General features: G+C 64.2%; 23 protein-coding genes. 19 read left to right on the plus strand and 4 right to left on the minus strand.

What is annotated here, in order from left to right; all coding sequences use genetic code 11:
- The first annotated feature begins 104 nt into the window (after positions 1 to 104).
- From recA to dapF, 5 genes are all read left to right on the plus strand, one after another.
- A complete protein-coding gene (recA, locus tag AC4D2M_RS06970; RefSeq protein ID WP_490890877.1) occupies positions 105 to 1,166 on the plus strand; it encodes a recombinase RecA in 1,062 nt (353 codons plus the stop codon).
- Positions 1,167 to 1,172: 6 nt separating this feature from the next.
- Complete coding sequence (locus AC4D2M_RS06975) at positions 1,173 to 1,793, plus strand: regulatory protein RecX (protein WP_490890878.1); 621 nt, start codon at positions 1,173 to 1,175, stop codon at positions 1,791 to 1,793.
- 126 nt (positions 1,794 to 1,919) lie between these two features.
- The gene (gene miaB / locus AC4D2M_RS06980; protein ID WP_490890949.1) at positions 1,920 to 3,410 is read left to right on the plus strand and encodes a tRNA (N6-isopentenyl adenosine(37)-C2)-methylthiotransferase MiaB; all 1,491 of its coding nucleotides are present in this window, start codon (positions 1,920 to 1,922) and stop codon (positions 3,408 to 3,410) included.
- A 1-nt stretch (position 3,411) separates the two neighbouring features.
- Positions 3,412 to 4,344, plus strand: coding sequence for a tRNA (adenosine(37)-N6)-dimethylallyltransferase MiaA (miaA, locus tag AC4D2M_RS06985; RefSeq protein WP_490890879.1), 933 nt, complete (start codon positions 3,412 to 3,414; stop codon positions 4,342 to 4,344).
- 4 nt (positions 4,345 to 4,348) lie between these two features.
- Entirely contained in the window at positions 4,349 to 5,290 is a 942-nt protein-coding gene (gene dapF, locus AC4D2M_RS06990; RefSeq protein ID WP_490890880.1) for a diaminopimelate epimerase, read from the plus strand.
- Here the strand turns inward: dapF and AC4D2M_RS06995 are convergent.
- A complete protein-coding gene (locus AC4D2M_RS06995) occupies positions 5,287 to 5,895 on the minus strand; it encodes a class I SAM-dependent methyltransferase (RefSeq protein ID WP_490890881.1) in 609 nt (202 codons plus the stop codon). The genes dapF and AC4D2M_RS06995 overlap by 4 nt on opposite strands.
- Before the next feature lie 171 nt (positions 5,896 to 6,066).
- On the opposite strand from AC4D2M_RS06995, the gene hflX reads away from it, so the two are divergent.
- Both hflX and AC4D2M_RS07005 read left to right on the plus strand, forming a co-directional pair.
- Entirely contained in the window at positions 6,067 to 7,632 is a 1,566-nt protein-coding gene (hflX, locus tag AC4D2M_RS07000) for a GTPase HflX (protein ID WP_490890882.1), read from the plus strand.
- Positions 7,625 to 9,646 carry an ATP-dependent DNA helicase gene (locus AC4D2M_RS07005; RefSeq protein ID WP_490890883.1) on the plus strand — a complete coding sequence of 674 codons (2,022 nt, stop codon included), beginning with the start codon at positions 7,625 to 7,627 and terminating at the stop codon, positions 9,644 to 9,646. The genes hflX and AC4D2M_RS07005 overlap by 8 nt, the downstream gene beginning before the upstream one ends.
- A gap of 12 nt (positions 9,647 to 9,658) precedes the next feature.
- Here the strand turns inward: AC4D2M_RS07005 and lexA are convergent, their stop codons facing one another.
- On the minus strand, positions 9,659 to 10,387 hold the full coding sequence (lexA, locus tag AC4D2M_RS07010; protein WP_490890950.1) for a transcriptional repressor LexA: 729 nt from the start codon (positions 10,385 to 10,387) through the stop codon (positions 9,659 to 9,661).
- 293 nt (positions 10,388 to 10,680) lie between these two features.
- Here lexA and AC4D2M_RS07015 point away from each other — a divergent pair, with 293 nt between their 5' ends.
- The 8 genes from AC4D2M_RS07015 to AC4D2M_RS07050 all read left to right on the plus strand — a co-directional run bounded on the left by AC4D2M_RS07015 (position 10,681) and on the right by AC4D2M_RS07050 (position 16,774).
- Positions 10,681 to 11,070 carry a LysM peptidoglycan-binding domain-containing protein gene (locus AC4D2M_RS07015; RefSeq protein ID WP_490890884.1) on the plus strand — a complete coding sequence of 130 codons (390 nt, stop codon included), beginning with the start codon at positions 10,681 to 10,683 and terminating at the stop codon, positions 11,068 to 11,070.
- A 105-nt stretch (positions 11,071 to 11,175) separates the two neighbouring features.
- Complete coding sequence (locus AC4D2M_RS07020; RefSeq protein WP_490890885.1) at positions 11,176 to 12,285, plus strand: histidinol-phosphate transaminase; 1,110 nt, start codon at positions 11,176 to 11,178, stop codon at positions 12,283 to 12,285.
- A gap of 66 nt (positions 12,286 to 12,351) precedes the next feature.
- Positions 12,352 to 12,969 (plus strand): imidazoleglycerol-phosphate dehydratase HisB, encoded by a 618-nt coding sequence (gene hisB / locus AC4D2M_RS07025; RefSeq protein WP_490890886.1) that lies wholly within the window; start codon positions 12,352 to 12,354, stop codon positions 12,967 to 12,969.
- Positions 12,966 to 13,604 carry an imidazole glycerol phosphate synthase subunit HisH gene (gene hisH / locus AC4D2M_RS07030; protein ID WP_490890887.1) on the plus strand — a complete coding sequence of 213 codons (639 nt, stop codon included), beginning with the start codon at positions 12,966 to 12,968 and terminating at the stop codon, positions 13,602 to 13,604. The genes hisB and hisH overlap by 4 nt, the downstream gene beginning before the upstream one ends.
- A 3-nt stretch (positions 13,605 to 13,607) precedes the next feature.
- The gene (locus AC4D2M_RS07035) at positions 13,608 to 13,763 is read left to right on the plus strand and encodes a hypothetical protein (RefSeq protein ID WP_490890888.1); all 156 of its coding nucleotides are present in this window, start codon (positions 13,608 to 13,610) and stop codon (positions 13,761 to 13,763) included.
- 45 nt (positions 13,764 to 13,808) lie between these two features.
- The gene (gene priA, locus AC4D2M_RS07040; protein ID WP_490890889.1) at positions 13,809 to 14,561 is read left to right on the plus strand and encodes a bifunctional 1-(5-phosphoribosyl)-5-((5-phosphoribosylamino)methylideneamino)imidazole-4-carboxamide isomerase/phosphoribosylanthranilate isomerase PriA; all 753 of its coding nucleotides are present in this window, start codon (positions 13,809 to 13,811) and stop codon (positions 14,559 to 14,561) included.
- Positions 14,562 to 14,563: 2 nt separating this feature from the next.
- Entirely contained in the window at positions 14,564 to 15,430 is an 867-nt protein-coding gene (locus AC4D2M_RS07045) for an SseB family protein (protein ID WP_490890890.1), read from the plus strand.
- 39 nt (positions 15,431 to 15,469) lie between these two features.
- Positions 15,470 to 16,774, plus strand: a complete 1,305-nt coding sequence (locus tag AC4D2M_RS07050; RefSeq protein WP_490890891.1) for an MFS transporter — start codon at positions 15,470 to 15,472, stop codon at positions 16,772 to 16,774.
- Between the two features lie 30 nt (positions 16,775 to 16,804).
- On the opposite strand, the gene AC4D2M_RS07055 is transcribed toward AC4D2M_RS07050, so the two are convergent.
- Positions 16,805 to 17,218: a DUF1844 domain-containing protein gene (locus AC4D2M_RS07055; RefSeq protein WP_490890892.1), complete on the minus strand. Its 414-nt coding sequence runs from the start codon at positions 17,216 to 17,218 to the stop codon at positions 16,805 to 16,807.
- 321 nt (positions 17,219 to 17,539) lie between these two features.
- Here AC4D2M_RS07055 and infC point away from each other — a divergent pair, with 321 nt between their 5' ends.
- The 4 genes from infC to AC4D2M_RS07075 all read left to right on the plus strand — a co-directional run bounded on the left by infC (position 17,540) and on the right by AC4D2M_RS07075 (position 20,345).
- Positions 17,540 to 18,616: a translation initiation factor IF-3 gene (gene infC, locus AC4D2M_RS07060; protein ID WP_490890895.1), complete on the plus strand. Its 1,077-nt coding sequence runs from the start codon at positions 17,540 to 17,542 to the stop codon at positions 18,614 to 18,616.
- Between the two features lie 112 nt (positions 18,617 to 18,728).
- Positions 18,729 to 18,923 carry a 50S ribosomal protein L35 gene (gene rpmI / locus AC4D2M_RS07065; protein ID WP_026545492.1) on the plus strand — a complete coding sequence of 65 codons (195 nt, stop codon included), beginning with the start codon at positions 18,729 to 18,731 and terminating at the stop codon, positions 18,921 to 18,923.
- A 93-nt stretch (positions 18,924 to 19,016) separates the two neighbouring features.
- Complete coding sequence (rplT, locus tag AC4D2M_RS07070; protein WP_490890897.1) at positions 19,017 to 19,400, plus strand: 50S ribosomal protein L20; 384 nt, start codon at positions 19,017 to 19,019, stop codon at positions 19,398 to 19,400.
- Positions 19,401 to 19,442: 42 nt separating this feature from the next.
- The gene (locus AC4D2M_RS07075) at positions 19,443 to 20,345 is read left to right on the plus strand and encodes a TrmH family RNA methyltransferase (protein ID WP_490890899.1); all 903 of its coding nucleotides are present in this window, start codon (positions 19,443 to 19,445) and stop codon (positions 20,343 to 20,345) included.
- A 28-nt stretch (positions 20,346 to 20,373) separates the two neighbouring features.
- Here the strand turns inward: AC4D2M_RS07075 and AC4D2M_RS07080 are convergent, their stop codons facing one another.
- Positions 20,374 to 21,606: an MFS transporter gene (locus AC4D2M_RS07080; RefSeq protein ID WP_490890951.1), complete on the minus strand. Its 1,233-nt coding sequence runs from the start codon at positions 21,604 to 21,606 to the stop codon at positions 20,374 to 20,376.
- Between the last annotated feature and the right edge of the window lies 1 nt (position 21,607).

Here is a 21,607-nt window from a genome sequence, read left to right on the forward strand (position 1 = left end):
TCCACATCGGCCGCTCCGCCGGACAAACTGTCGGAGGGGGACGTTACGGTCAAGAGGAACAGTAAAACGGGCCTTAGGTGGCCACGAATAAACCGAGGTGAATTATGGCCGTACCAGCAAATCGTGAAAAGGCTCTTGAGGCCGCGCTGGCCCAGATTGACAAGCAGTACGGCAAGGGCTCAGTCATGCGGCTGGGCGACGAGATCCGTGCGCCTATTGAGACTATCTCCACCAGTTCCATCGCACTCGATGCGGCGCTCGGGATCGGCGGTTTGCCGCGTGGCCGGGTTGTCGAAATCTATGGTCCGGAATCTTCGGGTAAAACCACGGTGGCGCTGCACGCGGTAGCCAATGCCCAGCGGAATGGTGGTATTGCAGCGTTCATCGATGCCGAGCACGCCCTGGATCCTGAATACGCCAAGAAGCTCGGCGTGGATACTGACGCACTGTTGGTTTCCCAACCGGACACCGGTGAGCAGGCACTCGAAATCATGGACATGCTCGTGGGTTCAGGTTCAATCGACATCGTCGTTATCGACTCCGTTGCCGCTCTCGTTCCCCGCGCCGAGATCGAGGGCGAAATGGGAGACAGCCATGTGGGTCTGCAGGCCCGGTTGATGAGCCAGGCTCTGCGCAAGATCACGGGCCGGTTGAGCCAGACCAAGACAACCGCCATCTTCATCAACCAGCTTCGCGAGAAGATCGGCGTGTTCTTCGGCAGCCCGGAAACCACCACAGGCGGCAAGGCATTGAAGTTCTATGCGTCCGTGCGCATCGACGTGCGGCGTATCGAAACGCTCAAGGAAGGCACCAACCCGGTCGGTAACCGGACGCGGGCCAAGATCGTCAAGAACAAGATGGCTCCACCGTTCAAGCAGGCTGAATTCGATATTCTGTACGGCTTCGGGATCTCCCGTGAAGGTGGACTCATTGACGTCGGTGTGGAGAACGGCCTCGTCAAGAAATCCGGTGCATGGTTCACCTATGACGGAGACCAGTTGGGGCAGGGCAAGGAGAACGCCCGCAAGTTCCTGATAGACAACCCCGATCTTGCTGACGAGTTGGAGCAGCGGATCCGGCAGAAGCTGGGAGTGGGAGGTGCGGTGGAACCCGCACCGGAACAGGATGCTCCCAAACTGAAGGCCGTCGGTGGCGAGGCCGGCTAACCGTCCATGAGTGGTTTTTCCGCAGTGTCCGGCGCCGCGACCCGACGCGGCGCCGGACGTTCAGGCAGGAGGAACGGAAATCAGGCCCCCAAGCCGGGTTCACCTGCTGACCTCACCGCGGAAGCGGATCCCCACGAGGTTGCACGCTCAATCGTCTTGCGTCAGCTCTCCATGGCACCGCGCAGCCGTCGCCAGCTCCTCACCAAGCTCCTCGAGCGGGGTGTGTCCGAGCAGGTAGCGGGGGAAATCCTGGACCGTTACGAAGAGGTCCAGCTGATTGACGACGCGGAGTTCGCCCATATGTGGGTGAGAAGCCGAGCGCAAACCCGGTCACTGGCCAGATCGGCTATCAAGCGAGAGCTCGCGGACAAGGGCATCACCGGGGAGTTGGCTGAAGAGGCGTTGTCCCAGCGCACTGATGAGGACGAGCGTGCTGCCGCCGAAGACCTTGTACGCCGGAAGTTGCGGCCGCTCGCTGATCCGAATGACCGCGCCGAGCGCGATAAACAAGTGCGCCGACTGGTAGCAATGCTCGCGCGAAAGGGTTACGCCCCGTCCCTTGCGTTCTCGATCGTCAAGGATTTGCTTGAGCAGGATTCCGTCGAGCAGGATTTCCTGGACCAGTAGTGGGACCGCGCGTCCGCCGACCATCCATGGCCGCCCTGTCGGATTGGGACTGGGAGCGGTGGGCCGTACCCTTAACAGGTGAGTTCCACAGTTGCCTTCCCTTCCCCAGCACAGCCGGTAGAGCATGTGTCTGCCCAGCAGCGCACGTATGAAGTGCGCACGTTCGGCTGTCAGATGAACGTGCACGATTCCGAACGAATCGCGGGGCTCCTGGAAGACGCCGGTTACGTCTCCGCCGCTGGAGGCCAGGCCGACGTCGTCGTTTTCAACACCTGCGCGGTGCGGGAGAACGCGGACAACAAGCTGTACGGAAACCTGGGTCAGCTCGCACCGGTCAAGCAGTCGCGGCCCGGCATGCAGATTGCCGTGGGTGGATGCCTCGCCCAAAAGGACCGTGAGACCATCCTCCGCAAGGCGCCGTGGGTGGACGCCGTCTTCGGAACACACAACATCGGAGCCCTGCCGGCGCTGCTGGAACGCGCCCGTCACAATGACGAAGCACAGCTCGAGATCCTCGAGTCGCTGGATGTCTTCCCCTCCACCCTGCCGACCAAACGCGATGCGGTGTACTCGGGCTGGGTGTCCATTTCCGTCGGCTGCAACAACACCTGCACGTTCTGCATCGTGCCCTCCCTGCGAGGGAAGGAGAAGGACAGGCGTCCCGGCGACATCCTTGCCGAGATTGAGGCACTGGTTGCGGACGGGGCCATCGAAGTCACGCTTTTGGGCCAGAACGTAAATTCCTACGGGGTTGAGTTCGGGGACCGGGGCGCATTCGCCAAGCTGCTGCGTTCCTGCGGCGACATCCCGGGACTCGAGAGGGTGCGCTTCACGAGCCCCCACCCCGCCGCGTTCACCGACGACGTCATCGACGCGATGGCGGAGACGCCGAACGTTGCTCCGCAACTGCACATGCCCCTGCAGTCCGGCTCCGACCGCATACTGAAGGCGATGAGGCGCTCCTACAGATCGGAGAAGTTCCTCGGCATCCTCGACCGGGTCCGCTTGCGCATGCCGTACGCGTCGATCTCGACGGACATCATCGTCGGATTCCCCGGGGAGACCGAGGAGGACTTCCAGGAAACGCTTCGCGTCGTGGAACAGTCGCGGTTCGCCACTGCTTTCACCTTCCAGTACTCCAAACGGCCCGGTACGCCCGCCGCGGATCTTCCCGACCAGCTTCCGAAGGCAGTTGTACAGGAGCGCTACGAGCGGCTCACGGCTTTGCAGGACCGTATTTCGGGTGAGGAGAACGCGGCACAGGTTGGCCGGCGGGTGGAGGTGATGGTCACCGCCCAGCAGGGTCGCAAAGCGCACGAGACCCATCGCCTGAGCGGGCGTGCCCGCGACCAGCGGCTCGTGCATTTCTCGGTGCCGGAGGGCGCTGAGGCTCCGCGGCCCGGGGATCTCGTCACGGTACCCATCACCGCGGCGGCCGCCTTCCACCTGATCGCCGACCCTTCGGCGGAGGATTACCACCTGCGTCGGTCACGTGCCGGTGATGCCTGGGACCGGGCACAGGCAGAGTCCTGTGGGGCACCGGCACCGGGTGCTGCAGGTATCGGCGGCAAGGGTGTCTTACTGGGCATGCCCTCCCTTCCCGTCCGCCGTCACTGAGATGAGCGGGACGGAAGCGGCGGGAACGCTGCCGCTCATCGCCGTCGTCGGACCCACCGGGTCGGGGAAATCAGAGTTGGGCATCGCGCTGGCGCAGGCACTCGGCGGCGAGGTCATCAACGCTGACTCCATGCAGTTCTACCGCGGCATGGACATCGGAACCGCAAAGCTGTCAGTCGAGGATCGCTTAGACGTCCGGCACCACCTCCTCGACATCCTCGACGTCCAGGACGAAGCAAGCGTTGCCCGCTACCAGGAGCACAGCCGCGAGGTGATGGCGGAAGTCCGTTCCCGGGGCAACGTGCCGATCCTCGTGGGCGGCTCGGGCCTGTATATCCGCGCAGCCCTCGACGAGCTTGAATTTCCGCCGACTGACGCCCTGGTCCGCGCCCGCCTCGAATCCGAGTACGAAGTGTACGGGTCAGCTGCCCTGCGGGAGCGACTCACCGCCGTCGATCCCGTTTCAGCAGAGCGCCTGGAAGACGACCGCCGCGTGATCCGCGCGCTTGAAGTGCACGAAATCACCGGCAGACCCTTCAGCTCCTACATGCCGCAGCGTATATATCACCAGCCCGCCGTGCAGATCGGCCTGCAGGTCGACCGGGACATCCTCAAGGATCGGCTTGCCGAGCGCGTGCATGCCATGGTTGAGCGTGGGCTGCTGGACGAGGTACGCACGCTCGATAAGCAGGGTCTCCGAGAAGGTCGTACGGCGGCACGCGCCCTGGGGTACAGCCAGTTCCTGCGCGTGCTCGACGGCGAATGGTCACCGGCGGAGGCAGCGGAAGACACCATTGCGGCTACGCGGCGTTTCGCCCGGCGGCAGCTGACCTGGTTCCGGGCCGACCAGCGGGTCCACTGGCTCCACTGGCGCGATCCGGAGCTTGTCGCGAAAGCCGAGAGCATTGTCCGCAGCCACGGACCCCTATCCTAGAACGGTGAGTACACGCGCCCAAGCAGCATCGCCCGCCCGTACAGGACTGTCCGGTCTCTCCTTTACCAAGGGGCACGGCACCGGCAACGATTTCATTCTCGTTGCGGACCTTGACGGCTCCGTGGACCTGACGGCAACGGACGTCGCGATCGCCTGTGACCGTCACCGCGGTATCGGAGCTGACGGATTGATCCGTGCGGTGCCGTCGTCGTTCCTGCCGGAGGGAAGGGCGTTGCTGGAACAGGATCCGAACGCGCAATGGTTCATGGACTACCGCAACGGGGACGGCTCACTATCGGAGATGTGCGGTAACGGGGTCCGTGTGTTTGTCCATTTCCTGATCAGCCACGGCCTGATCGAGCTGGCAGAGGGCGCTGCCGTCGCCATTGGCACTCGCGGCGGAATCAAGCTGGTCGAGCGGTCCGCCGACGGGTACTCGGTTGACATGGGTCCCTGGGAATTCATCTATCCGAATGCTGCCGCCGCGCGCGCAACCGATTCCCTGGTGGAGGCCGACGGACTGCAGGTCGCCAGGCCGGGCCTGTCGATCAGCATGGGCAACCCGCATACGGTCGTTGCCCTTGCTGAGATTGCCGAACTGCGTGCCACCCGTCTGTTCGATGCACCTTCCGTCGATCCGGTTCCGCCGAACGGAACAAACGTGGAGTTCGTCGTCCCGCACGACCCCCTCATGCACGACGGCGTGGGGCAGCTAAGCATGCGCGTCCACGAACGCGGAGTGGGAGAAACGCTCTCGTGCGGTACCGGCGCCTGTGCGGCCGCAGTCGCCACGCGCTATTGGGCAGGAGAAGACGCCCCTGACGTCTGGAGCGTCACAGTCCCCGGCGGGACTGTCGGCGTCCGTTTCTCGATCAGTCCAGGGGGAGCCGAGCACGTCCACCTCAGCGGACCGGCCGTGCTTGTAGCCAGCGGTACTTTCGCCTAGGTTCTGCGGGCCACCCGCAGGATGCGGAAGGACTTCGACGTAGCTGCCCGGTGGACGTCGTAATCGGCGGGAAGTTCGGCAGCAAGCCACCGCTGCAGTGAGTCCGCACCAAGATTTTTCTGCACCACCAGCCAAGCGATCCCGCCCGGTGCCAACCGCGGAAGCCACCGCAGGAGGAGCTCGTGGAGAGCGTCTTTCCCGATCCGGATCGGCGGGTTGGACCAGATGGTGTCGAAGGAGATGTCCGGACTGACGTCGTCGGGCAGGACGGCGGTGACGTTGGCCAGATCCAGCAGGCGTGCGTTCTCCTTGGTCAGTTCCAGCGAACGCTCATTTACATCGATTGCGACGACGTTCGCCTGCGGCGCCTGAAGCGCCATGGTCAGGGCGATCGGCCCCCATCCGCAGCCAAGGTCGAGCAGGTTTGAGCCTGTTGGGGGCGGGACCTCGGACAGCAGGATCGCAGTGCCCTTGTCCACGCCGTCCGGGTTGAAGATACCGCCTGACGTCACCAGCTCCCGCTCACTGCCCGCAAGGGTCACGCGGAGCGGCCGGCGGCGATCCGGTCCCGAAGGGGCGGCGCTGAAGTAGTGCTGCGAATCCATAGTATTCAAGCCTAGTGCGCTCCTCGCGGCCCGCGAACATAGAGTCGGCAACATACAACCCACGACGCCGCTTCGGTCGATCGGTTCTGCGCCGGTCTTCGCGCTGAGAGAACCTTGCCCACGCAGTTGGGGCAACGGACTACCATGGAAAGACAGTTACCAAGGGAGAGTATGACCACACATCACGGAGCGTCGGCAACGCCCGAGCCGGAAATGGGCCCGGATGAGATCCAGGCTGTTATTGACCGGATACTTGCCAAAGACCCCGCATCGTCGTCCAACGGCGTTCCCCGCCGTTTCAATAACGGCCCCAGCGGCCGAGCCCAGGCTCTTTCGGAACTCGACGAGGAGCATACCGAGTACGACGGCGAACAGCAGGACCTCGCGGAGCGTCGTGCTCTCCGGCGTGTGGCTGGCCTGTCAACGGAACTCGAGGATGTCACCGAAGTCGAGTACCGGCAGCTGCGCCTTGAACGCGTGGTGCTGGCGGGCATTTGGGGCGAAGGCACAGTCGAAGAGGCGGAGAACTCTCTCCGCGAACTCGCTGCACTCGCGGAAACGGCCGGATCGGAAGTGCTGGACGGGATCATCCAGCGCCGCCTGAAACCGGATCCTGGAACCTTCCTTGGAGCGGGCAAGGCCGAGGAACTGAAGAACATCGTGATGGCAACCGGTGCAGACACCGTGGTCGTCGACAGTGAGCTCGCTCCGTCGCAGCGCCGCGGACTCGAAGACATCGTCAAGGTCAAGGTCATCGACCGGACGGCGCTTATCCTTGACATCTTCGCCCAGCACGCCAAGTCGCGCGAGGGCAAGGCACAGGTCGAGCTCGCGCAGCTCGAGTACCTGCTCCCTCGCCTTCGCGGTTGGGGTGACTCGATGTCCCGCCAAGCCGGTGGCCAGGTCGGCGGTGCGGGTGCAGGCATGGGTTCCCGTGGGCCCGGTGAAACCAAGATCGAGCTCGACAGGCGGAAGATCCGCACCCGTATGGCCAAGCTCCGCCGTGAGATCGCCGGAATGAAGCCTGCCCGTGAGACCAAGCGGGCAAACCGGCGTCGTCACGAAGTTCCATCAGTTGCTATTGCCGGGTACACCAACGCCGGAAAATCGTCTCTGCTCAACCGGCTGACCGACGCAGGCGTCCTGGTTGAGAACGCGCTCTTTGCCACGCTGGATCCCACGATTCGGCGTGCGCAGACTCCTGACGGGCTTGAGTTCACACTCGCGGACACCGTCGGGTTTGTGCGTTCCCTTCCCACACAGCTGGTCGAGGCGTTCCGATCAACGCTTGAGGAAGTCGCGGACGCTGACCTGATCCTGCATGTCGTGGATGCCTCGCACCCTGATCCCGAGGGGCAGATCGCCGCGGTACGCGAAGTGCTCACAGAGGTCGACGCGCGCAAGGTGCCGGAAATTGTGGTCCTGAACAAGGCGGATGCGGCTGATCCCTTCGTGCTCGAACGGCTCCGCCAGAGGGAACCCCGCCACGCGATCGTTTCAGCCCGCACCGGCCAGGGGATCGCAGAGCTCCTCGAACTGATCAGTCAGGCCATCCCGCGGCCCAGCGTCAAACTAACCCTGCTCGTGCCCTACCAGCGGGGCGATGTCGTCAGCCGTCTGCACCAGCCGGATGCGGAGATCCTCCGCCTTGAGCACGTCGAAGACGGTACACAGGTCGACGTGATGGTCCGGGAAGGACTGGCCGCGGAACTGGAGCCATTCGTCAGGCATGGCTGAAGGGAACGTAAGTCCCCTTCAACTGCTTGACCATGTCGTGGAAGCGATGGGCGGTCAGCAGCGCAGCGGACAGCATGAGATGGTGCGCCAGGTGGAGGAAGCGATCGACACCGGCACCCATCTGCTGGTGCAGGCCGGCACCGGTACCGGGAAGTCGCTGGCATACCTGCTTCCCTTGATTGCGCATGCGGTGAAAAGCGACACGACCTCCATCGTTTCGACCGCCACCCTGGCACTGCAGGCGCAGATCGTTAACCGCGATCTGCCGAGACTCCTCGACACCCTGCACGGCTCACTCCCGCGGACCGTGAACGTTGCGTTACTCAAGGGGCGGAGTAACTACGTATGCCGGCACAAGACTGACGGCGGGTTCCCTGAGGAAGATGATTCAGGAGCGCTGTTTTCTCTTGACGGCGACACCGCGTCACCGCACCCCGCAGCTGGACCGTCCACCCCGCTTGGCCGGGAGATCGTCCGGTTGCGGGACTGGGCCGAGGATACGGAAACCGGTGATCGCGATGAACTCCTCCCCGGAGTCAGTGACCGTGCCTGGCGGCAGGTCTCCGTCTCCTCGATGGAATGCCTCGGCGCCCAGAAGTGTCCCGTTGCCGATGAATGCTTCAGCGAGCGGGCACGGGAGAAAGCCGGGCAGGCGGACATCGTGATCACCAATCATGCCCTGCTGGCAATCAACGCGTTCGAGGGGCTCGCGGTGCTCCCAGAGCACGACGTGGTGGTCATCGATGAGGCACACGAGCTGCACGACCGCGTAACCTCAGCGGTGTCCGGCCAACTCTCGGGAGCGCTGATCGGAGCGGCAGCCTCCGCGGCGCGGCGCCATCTGGGCACGAACGCTGACATACTGCATGCCGCGCAAAGCGCCTTCGAGAGCGCGTTCGACGCTCAACCCACCGGTTTGATGGCCGGGGGGCTCGACGAGCAGCAGGAACTCGCGCTCGTCCAACTACGTGAAGCCTGCAGGCTGGCTCTATCCGAGTCGAGCTCCGACGGGTCCGCGCAATCGGCGGACGGCGGTCGGCAGATGGCCCGTTCGCGTCTGCTGATGCTGCTCGAATTATCAGAGCGAATGGTTGCAGCCGGTGGCGCCGGAGAGGTGCTGTGGGCCAGCCGTCCGAGCACGTTCACCCCCGGCTCCGGATACTCCGCAGCAGACGATTCCTCACCCGCTACCATCAGCATCGCGCCACTTTCCGTTGCGGGGCGTCTCAGGCGGGGCCTGTTCGAGGATCACACCGTCGTGCTCACGTCAGCGACACTCGCGATCGGTTCCGAGTTCGGGCCGGTCGCGGGCTCCCTGGGACTCACCGGCGAGGGCGCCCCTTCATGGACCGGGGTCGACGTCGGAAGTCCTTTCGACTATCCCCGGCAGGGCGTTCTGTACGTCGCCAAGGACTTGCCCAAGCCAGGACGCGGAACCTCCGAGGAGCAGCTGGACGAGCTCGAAGCGCTGATCAAGGCGTCCCGCGGGGGGGCGCTCGGACTGTTCTCGTCGAGGCGCGCAGCAGAAGATGCTGCTGAGGCGCTTCGGGAGAGGGTCGACGTCGAAATCCTCTGCCAGGGCGAATCCTCAATGTCCGCGCTGGTGAAGCAGTTCGCGGAGGAACCCGACACCTGTCTCTTCGGCACGATGACGCTATGGCAGGGCGTCGATGTGCCGGGAACCTCCTGCCGTCTGGTCACCATCGACCGCATACCTTTTCCAAGGCCCGATGATCCGCTCATGACGGCGCGAACCCGTGCTGTGGCGAAGGCTGGCGGGAACGGCTTCATGCATGTCTCCGCCACCCATGCGGCGGTCCGCCTTGCCCAGGGAGCGGGCCGGCTCATCCGCGCCCAGGACGATAGGGGAATGGTGGCCGTACTGGACTCGCGCCTGGCAACCGCCGGCTACGGCGGCTTCCTCAGGGCCGCGCTCCCGCCTTTCTGGCCCACGACAGACAGGGCGACGGCGCTGGCGATTCTCTCCCGGCTTGCTGCTACCCAACCGGTCTAGCTCGCGAGCCGGTCAGAGGGCGCGCATCACCGAAACGACTCTGCCCATGATGGTGGCATGGTCGCCGAGGATCGGCTCGTAATTGGTGTTCTGCGGTAGGAGCCACGTGTGGCCATCCCGCTGCCGGAACGTCTTCACAGTGGCCTCATCATCCAGAAGCGCTGCCACCACGTCTCCGTTTTCCGCGTTGCTCTGACGGCGGACCACTACCCAGTCACCGTCACAGATCGCGGCGTCGATCATGGAGTCGCCGGACACCCGCAGCATGAAAAGCTCTCCGTGGCCGACGAGCTGACGGGGAAGCGGCATGACGTCTTCAACCAGCTGGTCCGCCAGGATAGGACCGCCGGCGGCAATGCGTCCGACCAGCGGAACCATGGCGGCGTCAACGGCCGAAACCGGCGCTGGTTCCTCTTCCTCAGCGGAGGAAGGCAGGATGCGCGGTACATCGTCTCCGAGGGTGAGGGGAAGCAGGATCTCCATGGCACGGGGGCGCTTGGGGTCGCGACGGATGTAGCCCATGCGCTCCAACTGGGAGAGCTGGTGCGTGACGCTTGAGAGGCTGGCAAGCCCGACGATGTCCCCGATTTCGCGCATGGACGGCGGGTAACCGTGCGCTGCGACGCTCCGCTGAATGGTCTCGAGAATCTTTTTCTGCCGGGGTGTCATTCCCTTTGGTGTGGCACGGCCCCGCGGACGCCCGCGTCCGCGCTTGGCGTCTGGATCAGACACCTCTGTCATGTCCTCCGCCGCACTGAGATCTGCCACGAGAATGCATCCCTTTCCTCTGGCTGGACCCGGACTGCCGGCTCGCCAACCTGTTTTGTCAGTGGTGGGTGATGAGCTGGTTTTCGAAGCGGCCGGACCGTCACCCTTGCCAGCAACGCTATGGGACGGGGCGCGCCTTTTCAAACATTTGTTCGAGCGAGTCTCGACAATATTAGTGCACAGATGCTAAGAATAAACAGATAGGAATAGAACACAGCTTCGAAAAAAGCTGTTGGGACATCCAAACAACGAGAAAGGTGGACGCCATGTCGACGCTCCATATCGCAGGATCAGTTCCAGCATTCCGGCTGGAAATGCGTTCGAACCGCGGAAACGGCGCACCATCCGGCCTGCATCTCACGCGCCGCGGGTGGATCGTTCTGATCGCTCTACCCCTCGCACTTCTCGCCGCAGCGCTGCTCATCATCAGTTCGTTCTTCACCTCGCAGGCACAGGCCGCGGGAGGCGCGGGCGAAGTCACCAACACCGTGCGCGTCAATGTGACATCGGGTGAGACCCTATGGGCACTCGCCGCAGAGTATGCACCTGACCGGGATCCGCGTGCTGTAGTCGAGGAGATCGTCGAACTGAACGCTCTGGCCTCCTCCACCGTGCAGGCTGGCCAGTCCCTCCACATCCCTGTCGGAAGCCGGTGAAGATCTTGACTATGACGAGTGAAAGGCTTGTGCGGAACTGCGTAATAGTGCTCCACTCCCGCGACGGATTCTTCAATGCGGATCCGACGGCCTTAAACTCTGGTAGTGACCGACCAGCTTGAACGCCTCAGCCGTCTGCCGATTCGAGAGAACCTACGCGGACTCCAGCCGTACGGCGCTCCGCAGATAGACGTACCCATCCTGTTGAACGTCAACGAGAATACCCATGGGGTCCCGGAGGACGTTCGGAGCGCGATCGTTGAGGCGGTGCAGGAAGCCGTAGCAGGGCTCAACCGCTACCCCGACCGCGAGTTCACGCTTCTCCGAGAGCACCTCGCCAGCTATCTGGGGCACGGCCTCACCGCAGACAATATCTGGGCAGCGAACGGATCGAACGAGGTTCTCCAGCACATCCTGCTTGCTTTCGGCGGCCCCGGTCGAACTGCTCTTGGTTTCCCTCCCACCTACTCCATGTACCCCTTGCTGGCCGGGTCTACGGGGACTGAGTACCTGGCAGGCACGAGGCAGGACAACTTTGACCAGGATGTTCGCTCGACCGCTGAGCAGGTGGCTTCAACAGGAGCGAACATTGTGTTCCTGTGCAGCCCCAACAATCCGACCGGCACCGCCCTCTCCCTGGACGTTGTCTCCGAGGTCTACGATGCAGGCGAAGCAGCCCAGGCGATCATTATTGTGGATGAGGCGTACGCGGAGTTCGCCCACACAGGCACACCCAGTGCACTCGATCTGCTGCCCGGGAGGGAACGGCTTGTCGTCTCGCGCACCATGAGCAAAGCGTTCGCTCTCGCTGGAGCGCGCCTCGGATACCTGGCCGCGGCGCCGGAAATCGCGGATGCCCTCCGGCTCGTACGCCTCCCGTACCACCTCTCGGCGATCACCCAAGCGACGGCGGTGGCGGCGCTGACGCACTCCGGGAAGCTGCTCGCCAACGTCGATGAGATCAAGCGGCAGAGGGACCGCATTGTGTCCGGCCTTACCGCCATGGGTCTACCTGTTGCCCCGTCGGACTCCAATTTCGTGCTGTTTGGAGGCATCGAGGATCCGCGCGCAGTGTGGCAGGGCCTCCTTGATGCCGGAGTCCTCATTCGTGACGTCGGCATACCGCACCACTTGCGGGTTACTGCCGGTACACAGGAGGAGACCACCATCTTCCTTGACACCCTCGAATCTTTGATCCGGCCCAGCGTCTCCTAAACTAGACGGGGATGCACGTACGGGCCGACTGCCCGTCTGTTGCCGTTACAACCGTAAGGACAACCCATGACCGCGGAAGCTACCGTCCAACGCGCTGCCCGACGCGAGCGGACCACGAGCGAATCATCGGTGTTCGTCGAACTCGATCTCGACGGCACCGGCCGCTCTGAAATCAGCACCTCTGTGCCGTTCTACGACCACATGTTGACCGCTCTGGCGAAGCACTCGCTGATCGACCTCACGGTCAGGGCAACCGGTGATACGCACATCGACGTACATCACACTGTCGAGGACGTGGCAATCACGTTCGGCGAGGTGCTGCGCGAAGCTCTCGGTGACAAAGCCGGAATCCGCCGCTTCGGCGAGGCAACCGTGCCGCTGGACGAAGCTCTGGCGAACGCTGTCGTCGACATCTCCGGGCGTCCCTACCTCGTCCACTCGGGCGAGCCGGCCGGCCAGGAATACCACCTCATCGGCGGACACTTCACCGGTTCGCTCACCCGCCACGTTTTCGAAGCCATCACCCTGCATGCGCAGATCTGCCTTCACATGAACGTCCTTGGGGGCAGGGATCCGCACCACATCGTGGAGGCCCAGTTCAAGGCTTTTGCACGGGCCCTTCGCTCGGCAGTTGAGCCGGATCCCCGCGTCACCGGCATCCCGTCGACCAAGGGTGCGCTGTGAGTGCGCCGAAAGTGACCGTGCTCGATTACGGGTCGGGGAACATCCGCTCTGCTGTGCGTGCGCTCGAACATGTGGGTGCTGAGGTCACACTCAGTGCGGCTGCCGACGATGTCCTGAACGCCGACGGACTTGTTGTGCCCGGTGTCGGTGCCTTTGCTGCAGTCATGCAGGGTCTGAAGGATGTCGACGCCCTGCGAATGATCGGGCGCCGGGTTGCAGGAGGGCGTCCGGTTCTTGGCATCTGTGTCGGGCTGCAGGTGCTGTTCGAGGAGGGCGTGGAGCACGGCGTGCGCACCCAGGGCATGGGTGAATGGCCGGGTACGGTTGAGCGCCTCAAAGCTGATGTGGTTCCTCATATGGGCTGGAATACAGTCGAGCCGCCGGCCGGTTCGGTGCTCTTCGAGGGACTGGCTGACGAGCGGTTCTACTTCGTGCACTCCTACGGAGTCCAGGAATGGAACTTCGACGTCACCCAGCCCGCCATGCGCCCCCCACTGGTCACTTGGTCCACCCACGGCGCTCCTTTCATTGCGGCAGTGGAAAACGGCCCGCTTTCCGCCACACAGTTCCACCCCGAAAAGTCCGGAGATGCCGGAGCCCAACTGCTGCGCAACTGGACCGGCAGTCTTCGCTGACCGATGTGGAGCCTGATCCTCATGGGGCTGGCGGGGCTGCTGATCGGCGGCGTCGTCTCGTTCCACCGCCAGCAGATGCCGAGGGCGTTGACCATTGGCTTCGGCGTCCTCGCCGCGATGGCCCTGCTCGCTGCCTACCTGTTGACCCTGACCCCGTAAGCCGTCCACCTGTGCCGGCACGAACACCTGAACAAAAGGACGTGTATGAGCCCCTTCACCGAATCTCCCATCCTTGAGCTGCTCCCTGCTGTCGACGTAGCGGACGGCCAGGCCGTCCGTCTGGTCCAGGGTGCGGCCGGTAGCGAGACCAGCTATGGCGACCCCCTGGACGCTGCCCTGCAGTGGCAGAACGACGGCGCCGAGTGGGTTCACCTCGTGGACCTCGACGCCGCCTTCGGTCGCGGATCGAACCGCGACCTGCTCGCCCGTGTCGTCAAGGAACTCAATATCAAGGTTGAACTCTCCGGCGGGATCCGTGACGATGCTTCCCTGGAGCAGGCACTCGAGCTCGGCGCCGAGCGCGTCAACCTCGGGACCGCAGCACTGGAAAACCCGGTCTGGACTGCCAGCGCCATCGCTCGATACGGTGACGCCATAGCCGTCGGTCTCGACGTTCGCGGAACCACGCTGGCTGCCCGCGGCTGGACCGAGGAGGGCGGCGACCTTTGGGAGGTACTCGCCCGCCTCGACGATGCCGGCTGCGCACGGTACGTGGTAACCGATGTGACCAAGGACGGGACCCTGCGGGGCCCCAACCTTCAGCTCCTCCGCGACGTTTTGGAGAAGACCCAGCGTCCCGTTGTCGCGTCCGGCGGCATCTCCAGCCTGGATGACCTTGCCGCGCTCCGGCAGCTCGTCGTCGACGGACTCGAGGGCGCCATCGTCGGAAAGGCCCTCTACGCGGGGGCTTTCACGCTGCCGCAGGCGCTGGACATCGCAGGACACCCGGAACGCTAGGCATGACCGAGCGGAGGCTCCCTGCCCATATCGAGGCGGCGCTCAACCACAACGTTGCTGACTCGGCCGGGCGTGCCTGGAAGGGCAGGGACCTGTCCGGTGACGGGAACCCGCTTCACGCCTTCGACAAGGACGATGGCGCGGTGCCGGCTGCATACGATGCCGCCGTCCGCGACCTGGTGAACGGTGCCGCAGACGAGACGGCAGTCGTGAGCGTGCTGGCCGGAGTCAGGGTCTTCGTGCCGGTGGTCGCCCAGCTCGGAGGCCAGGACGCACTTGCGGAGGAAGCCGCAGTGGCCGGGCACCGCCACCATGAGGGTGACAAGGAGGCGGACATGGCCCTGGTCACCATGAAGGCGCCGGACGGGCGAAGTGTCCTGCCGGTGTTCACGTCGACAGCCCGCCTCGAAAGCTGGCATCCGGAGGCGCGGCCTGTCGCGGTCTTTGCGCCACGCGCAGCCCTTGCGGCCGTGTCCGAGAATGCCGAACTCATGGTCGTGGATCCCGGCGCAGAGGTGACTTTCGTCATCCGCCGCCCCGCGCTGTGGGCGCTGGCCCAGCAGAGGGAATGGACGCCGTCGTACGCGGACCCCGACCTGGCCCGCCTCGTAAGCGAAGCCATCGTCGAACATGGCACCATCCGCAGGGTCGAGCTGTCGCCCGGCCCCGGTGTCTCGAGCCGTACCGCTGACGGTAGAGTGGTCCGCGGCGGCGGTGCCGGCCCGGAACTGCGCCTGACCCTCGTATTGGAGTCGGGCCTCTCGCAGGAGGATGTCCGCTCAGCGACGGCGGCTTTCCAAAACCGCCTCCAGAATCTGCAGGAGTTTGTCGAGCGGGTGGACTCGCTCGAAATTCGGCTCACTCGTTGATCTTTCACGCGGGGGAGCCCGCGTGAAAGATGACGAACGTTGAACTTTGCTGTTTACCGGGAGCTGCTGAGGGTTGTCCCGGTTCGCCGCCTGCTGATCGTGGGCATGATCGCCCGCTTTCCGCATTCGGCTGCGGGGGTGCTGCTCACCCTGCACGTGGTACAGACTCTGGAGCGGGGCTATGCCGAAGCCGGAGCGGTTGCGGCTGTAATGACCATCGGCATTGCTGTAGGTGCGCCGTGGCGCGGGCGACGGGTGGATATGGCCGGCCTGCGGGTAGCGCTTATTCCCTCAGTGATTGCGGAGGCAGTCATCTGGTCGGTGGCACCCCACCTGTCCTACGAGTGGCTGCTGATCGCGGCTCTCATCGGCGGCGTTTTCACGCTTCCCGTCTTCTCTGTGGTCCGGCAATCCCTGGGTGTCCTGGTCACCGGTGATTCGCGCCGGACGGCGTTCACTCTTGACGCGGTCGGCACCGAAGTGATTTTCATGGGCGGTCCGGCACTCGGTGCGGTGCTCGCAACGCAAGTGTCCACGGTATTCGGGCTGACCGTTGTCGGGCTTTCCACCGCAGTCGCAGGTTTGCTCCTGATGTGGTTCAACCCGCCCACCCGAAGCACGCAGCCGGGTGCTGCCGGTGCCACGCCGTCCGCCGCCCAGGACGATGCCGCGGCCGTCGAAGTGATGGTGGCGTCCGCGCCCGCGCGCGTCAGCGAGGCATCGGCTGAACTTGTCCCCGGAGCGCGGCCCGCCAGGACGGCAAGGGCCCGCGCGCGTTTCGCACAGAGCTTCACATGGCTCACGCTCCCTGTGGCAGTGGTCATGATCGTGGCAGCGGGAGCAGGACTCGTCCTTGCCGGCACCGACGTCGGTATCATCGCGGTGCTCGAGAACAATGACAGGGCGTTCGAGCTGGGGTGGGTCTTCCTCGCCTGGTGTTCAGCCTCTGTGGTCGGCGGGCTTGTTTACGGTGCAATGCACCGGCCGATCTCGCCTCTGGTTCTTCTGCTCCTGATGAGCGTACTAACCATCCCGATGGGGTTTGCTGACAGCACCCCGATGCTCGCGCTGTTTTCGATCGCTCCGGGACTGCTGTGCGCGCCGGTGCTCTCAGCCGCATCGGAACGGATTGCGTATCTGGTCGTCGAGGAGCGCAGGGGAGAGGCCATGGGCTGGTACGGCTCGGCTCTTACGTCCGGCGTGGCGCTGGGTGCGCCGCTGGCGGGCCTGATGATCGACTCCGTGGGGCCCTGGGGCGGCTTCGTTGCGGTGGGGGCAGCTGCCGCCGCCATGAGCCTGCTGTGCCTGGGTGCGCAACAGGTACGACGACGGCGCTCCGCCTGATGATGCAGGTATAGTCGCTGGCGGCGACAGTCAGTTGACGGGACCGGTGAACTTCTCGCCGGGTCCCTGGCCGGGTGCATCGGGAATCATCGACGCCTCGCGGAACGCGAGCTGCAGCGACCTCAGTCCATCGCGCAAGGGACCTGCATGCTGGCTCCCGATTTCCGGTGCGGCTGCAGTGATGAATCCTGCAAGTGCGGTAATCAGCTTCCGTGCCTCGTCGAGGTCCTTGTAGGTCTCCGCATCGGATCCCTCGGCCAGCCCGCATTTGACGGCCGCGGCGCTCATCAGATGGACCGCCGATGTTGTGATGACCTCGACGGCCGGAACCTCCGCTATATCCCGGACATGGTCGGCGGAGCCGTGCGTTCCGCTCACTTCGCCTTCGTCTGAGGCCGGAAAGGTATGGCGGGTGGCGTCGGGATTGCTGTCTGCTGTACTCATGCTGGTAAGCTTGTCACAGACCGACTGAGGGTCGTTATTTTTCATGACCGGGAACGGCATGAAAAAGATCACCAGTATGCAAGCGGAGTCCTCTCCCACCCGCGATTGCCGCCGTCGCCCCCGAGGCGACTACAGGCAGCCGGGTTCAGGTCGGTGCCAAGGCATTCTTCTACAGTCTGCCCTACGCGCTGATGCCCGAGGCCTTCGATTGCGCATGCAATTGGGGGCCTTCTCCTTTTGCACGCGGTCCAGGTTTTCAACGGACATCAGGAGCAGCACATTAGCGAGCCAAGAATCAATGATCGTATCCGCGTCCCAGAGGTGCGGTTGGTAGGCCCTGCGGGCGAGCAGGTTGGAATCGTCCGCATTGAAGACGCCCTCCGACTCGCCGCTGAGTCCGACCTTGATCTTGTTGAGGTGGCACCTCAGGCCAAACCTCCGGTTGCCAAGCTCATGGATTTTGGTAAGTACAAGTACGAAGCCGCGGTTAAGGCGCGCGAGGCGCGCAAGAACCAGACGAATACCGTGCTGAAGGAAATTCGTTTCCGACTGAAGATTGATACCCACGACTACGAGACCAAGCGCGGTCACGCCATTCGTTTCCTCGGAGCGGGCGACAAGGTCAAGGCGATGATTCAGTTCCGCGGTCGCGAGCAGCAGCGTCCCGAGATGGGGATTCGTCTCCTGCAGCGGTTCGCGGAGGACGTGGCTGAGGTCGGCGTCGTCGAATCGACGCCGCGCATCGATGGTCGCAACATGGTGATGGTTATAGGGCCTGTCAAGAACAAGGCTGAAGCGAAGGCTGAAGCGCGCCGCGCTGCCCAGCGCGCCGAGTCCAAGGCGGCGAACGACTCGCCGAAGGACAAGGTTGACACGTCCGGCCAGGCGCCGCTGACTCAGAGCATCGGGGATCTGCTTCCCGAGGAACTGCGATCCGCCGGAACGGCGTCCGCCCCGGAAGCTGCAGCGCCCGAAGCTCCTGAAACCGTTACAGAAACTTCGGTACCTGAAACCGCAGCGCCGGAAGCTTCAGCGCCCGAGACTTCAGTACCTGAAACCGCAGCGCCTGAAGCTTCAGTACCTGAAACTTCAGAGGCAGAGACTCCTGCGACTGAGGCTCCGGCACCCGCTGCCCCTGAGCCTGAAGAGGCGAAGGAAGTTGAGGCGGAGAGCAAGGCCCCTGAGGCCAAGCCGGAAGCATCAGCACCGGAGCAGGCACCGGCACCGGAACCGAAGCGGGCCCCTGCAGCTGCGGCACCGGCAGCTACGCCGAGGCCCGCCGCAACGCCCAAGCCGGCGGCAATGCCGAAGCCCAGGCCTGCTACACCAAAGCCAACCGGCAAGGCGGCCCCAGCCAAGGGTGCACCGAGCAGACCGAAGCCCTCCGGCTCCAGCTAGGAGTCAGCTGCCGTTCAGGCAGCGAGGCAAACACGTAAGCACCGCAGTTCGCTGCGGATACCGCAAGAGCCGCCGGCAAAGTGCCGGCGGAGACCAAAGGAGATCGGTTTCCATGCCGAAGATGAAGACACACAGCGGCGCCAAGAAGCGCTTCAAGCTGACGGGTAGCGGAAAGCTCAAGCGCCAGCAGGCCAACCGCCGTCACTACCTGGAGCACAAGCCCTCCACCCTGACGCGCCGTCTGGCCAGCGACCAGATCGTATCCAAGGCCGACACCAAGGTCATCAAAAAGATGCTCGGCGTCTAACACAGCACCCCCTACCACTTTCGGACACCCCCAAGAGCGGCTGCACTGCTGCGGGGGAAACACGTCCGGACGATCTATCTAAGGAGTACGCACGTGGCACGTGTGAAGCGGGCGGTTAATGCCCACAAGAAGCGTCGGGTTATCCTCGAGCGCGCCAAAGGTTACCGCGGTCAGCGTTCGCGCCTTTACCGCAAGGCCAAGGAGCAGCTGCTCCACTCGTTCGTCTACAGCTACGGTGACCGCCGCAAGCGCAAGGGCGACTTCCGTCGGCTCTGGATTCAGCGCATCAACGCTGCATCCCGTGCAAACGGCCTCACCTACAACCGTCTGATCCAGGGCCTGAAGGCCGCTGGCGTTGAAGTTGACCGCCGCATGCTGGCCGACCTCGCCGTAACTGATGCAAACGCATTCGCCGCTCTCGTTCAGATCGCGAAGGACTCATTGCCGTCCGACACGTCTGCGCCGGTGCAGGCCTAGCCAGCACATCCAGTCGGCTCTGCGGGCCGGTTGAACAAATTAATGAGCACACCCGAACGCCCCCAGACACCGCTACTGACCAATCCCCGAGCCGATCGGGTCCGGGAAGTAGCGAAGCTTGCGGGGCGTTCGGCGCGCCTGCGGCAGGAACGCTTTCTTGCCGAAGGCCCCCAGGCGGTGCGCGAAGCGCTGCACCTCCATGAAGCGCGGCGCGCAGCAGGCGAAACCGGCGTCGTCGACGACGTGTACCTGACAGCTGACACTCTCGAGCGTTATCCCGAGTTCGGGGCGGTGGTCCCTCCTCGGATGGTGACCGCCGAGGTCCTTGCTGCGATGAGCTCGACTGTGACGCCGCAGGGGGCCGTGGCTGTCTGCCGGTTCATCGATTCCCCATTGAACGCAGTACTTGAGCGCCGTCCGCGACTGATCGCCGTCCTCGTCGAGGTACGCGACCCGGGGAACGCTGGAACCATCCTGCGGGCTGCCGATTCCGCGGGGGCCGACGCAGTAATCTTCACCAGCGGAAGCGTGGACCTCTACAATCCGAAGACCGTGCGGTCCACAGTCGGCTCGCTCTTCCACTTGCCCGTGGTACTCGGCGTCGGTACCCAGACGTTGCTTACAGAGCTTGCAGACCGCTCGGTGACAGTGCTGGCAGCCGACGGCTACGGCGACTGGAACCTGGACGAACTCCAGGACGCGAGTGCCGCGCGACGTCTCACCTCGTCCCCCGTGAGCGCCGATGGCCAGGACACCCCGGAGCCTCTCCTGGAGGCTCCCACCGCCTGGCTCTTCGGCAACGAGGCCAAGGGACTGACGGAGGATGTACTGGACTCCGCGGGCTACCGGGTGTCGGTGCCGATCTATGGCAGCGCCGAAAGCCTCAATGTCGGTACTGCCGCGACGGTCTGCCTGTACGCCTCCGCGCGCGCCCAGCGCCGATAGGCACCACTTCAGGCAGCGTTCCTGCCAATCACACCGAGGCGGGCGCCGGCACAGGCTCAGTGGCGGCCGTTCTGCGGTCCATCCGTCCGCTCAACAACGCCACTCCCAGACCGAACGCCGCGAGCACGGCACCCACGAGCGCCGGGGCGGTGTAGCCCCACCCAAGGGCGATGACCGTCCCGCCGAGGAAAGCACCGAGGGCATTGGCCGTGTTGAGCGCAGCGTGGTTCATCGACGAGGCAAGCGATGGTGCGTCGGGGGACACATCCATCAACCGCACCTGCAGCGAGGGAATCAGCGACGAACCGATCGCTCCGACGAGGAACACGAAAAGCAGCGCCGTCGGTGCCCACTGGACCGCCAACGCGAAGAGCAGAAGGCAGGCTGAGATGCTGCCCATCACCCAGTAGATGGTTCCGAGCACCGAAATGTCGGCGAGCCGGCCACCCACGATGTTGCCGGCAACCATGCCCAGTCCGTAGAGCGCGACGACGATCGGCAGCACAGCTTCCGATACACCCGCCACCTCGGTCATAGTGGGAGCGATGTAGGTATAGACGGCGAAGAACCCACCGAATCCAACCGTGCCGATGAGTAGAGTCATCCACACCTGCCCGCGCTTCAGGGCGCCGAGCTCGCGGGTGATGCTCGCGCCGTCGCGCACGGTCTGGTGCGGTACATAGCGCGCGATCAGGATCAGTGTGAGGATCCCGATAAGCCCCACGAGGACAAACATGGTCCGCCATCCGAACTGCTGTCCAAGCCAGGTAGCGAAGGGAACTCCCACCACGTTCGCCACGCTGAGGCCCATCATCACCATGGCCACCGCCTGGGCACGCCGCGTCGGTGCGGACAGCGAGGCGGCGATGACGGCGGCGACCCCGAAGAAAGCCCCGTGCGGCAACCCTGAGATGAACCGCGAGAGCAGCAGCCAGCCGTACTCGTCGGCGATGTAGGAGGAAAGGTTCCCTACGGTGAACAGCGCCATCAGGGCCAACGCAACCCGTTTGTGCGGAAGCCTGGCACCGAGGGTTGAGAGCAGGGGGGCGCCGACAACTACGCCCAGGGCATAGGCGGAGATCACGTGTCCGCCGGCGGGGATATCGACGCCGAGGTCAGCCACCATATCGGGCAGGAGGCCCATAATGGCGAACTCGGTGGTTCCGATTCCGAAGCCCCCCATAGCCAGGGCAAGGATAGCCAGCACCAGGTTTCGGGTTGGGCGCTGGGTGGGTGTTGCAGACACAGGACTCGTTTCGATG

The organism is Arthrobacter sp. TJ-270 (assembly GCF_058269075.1).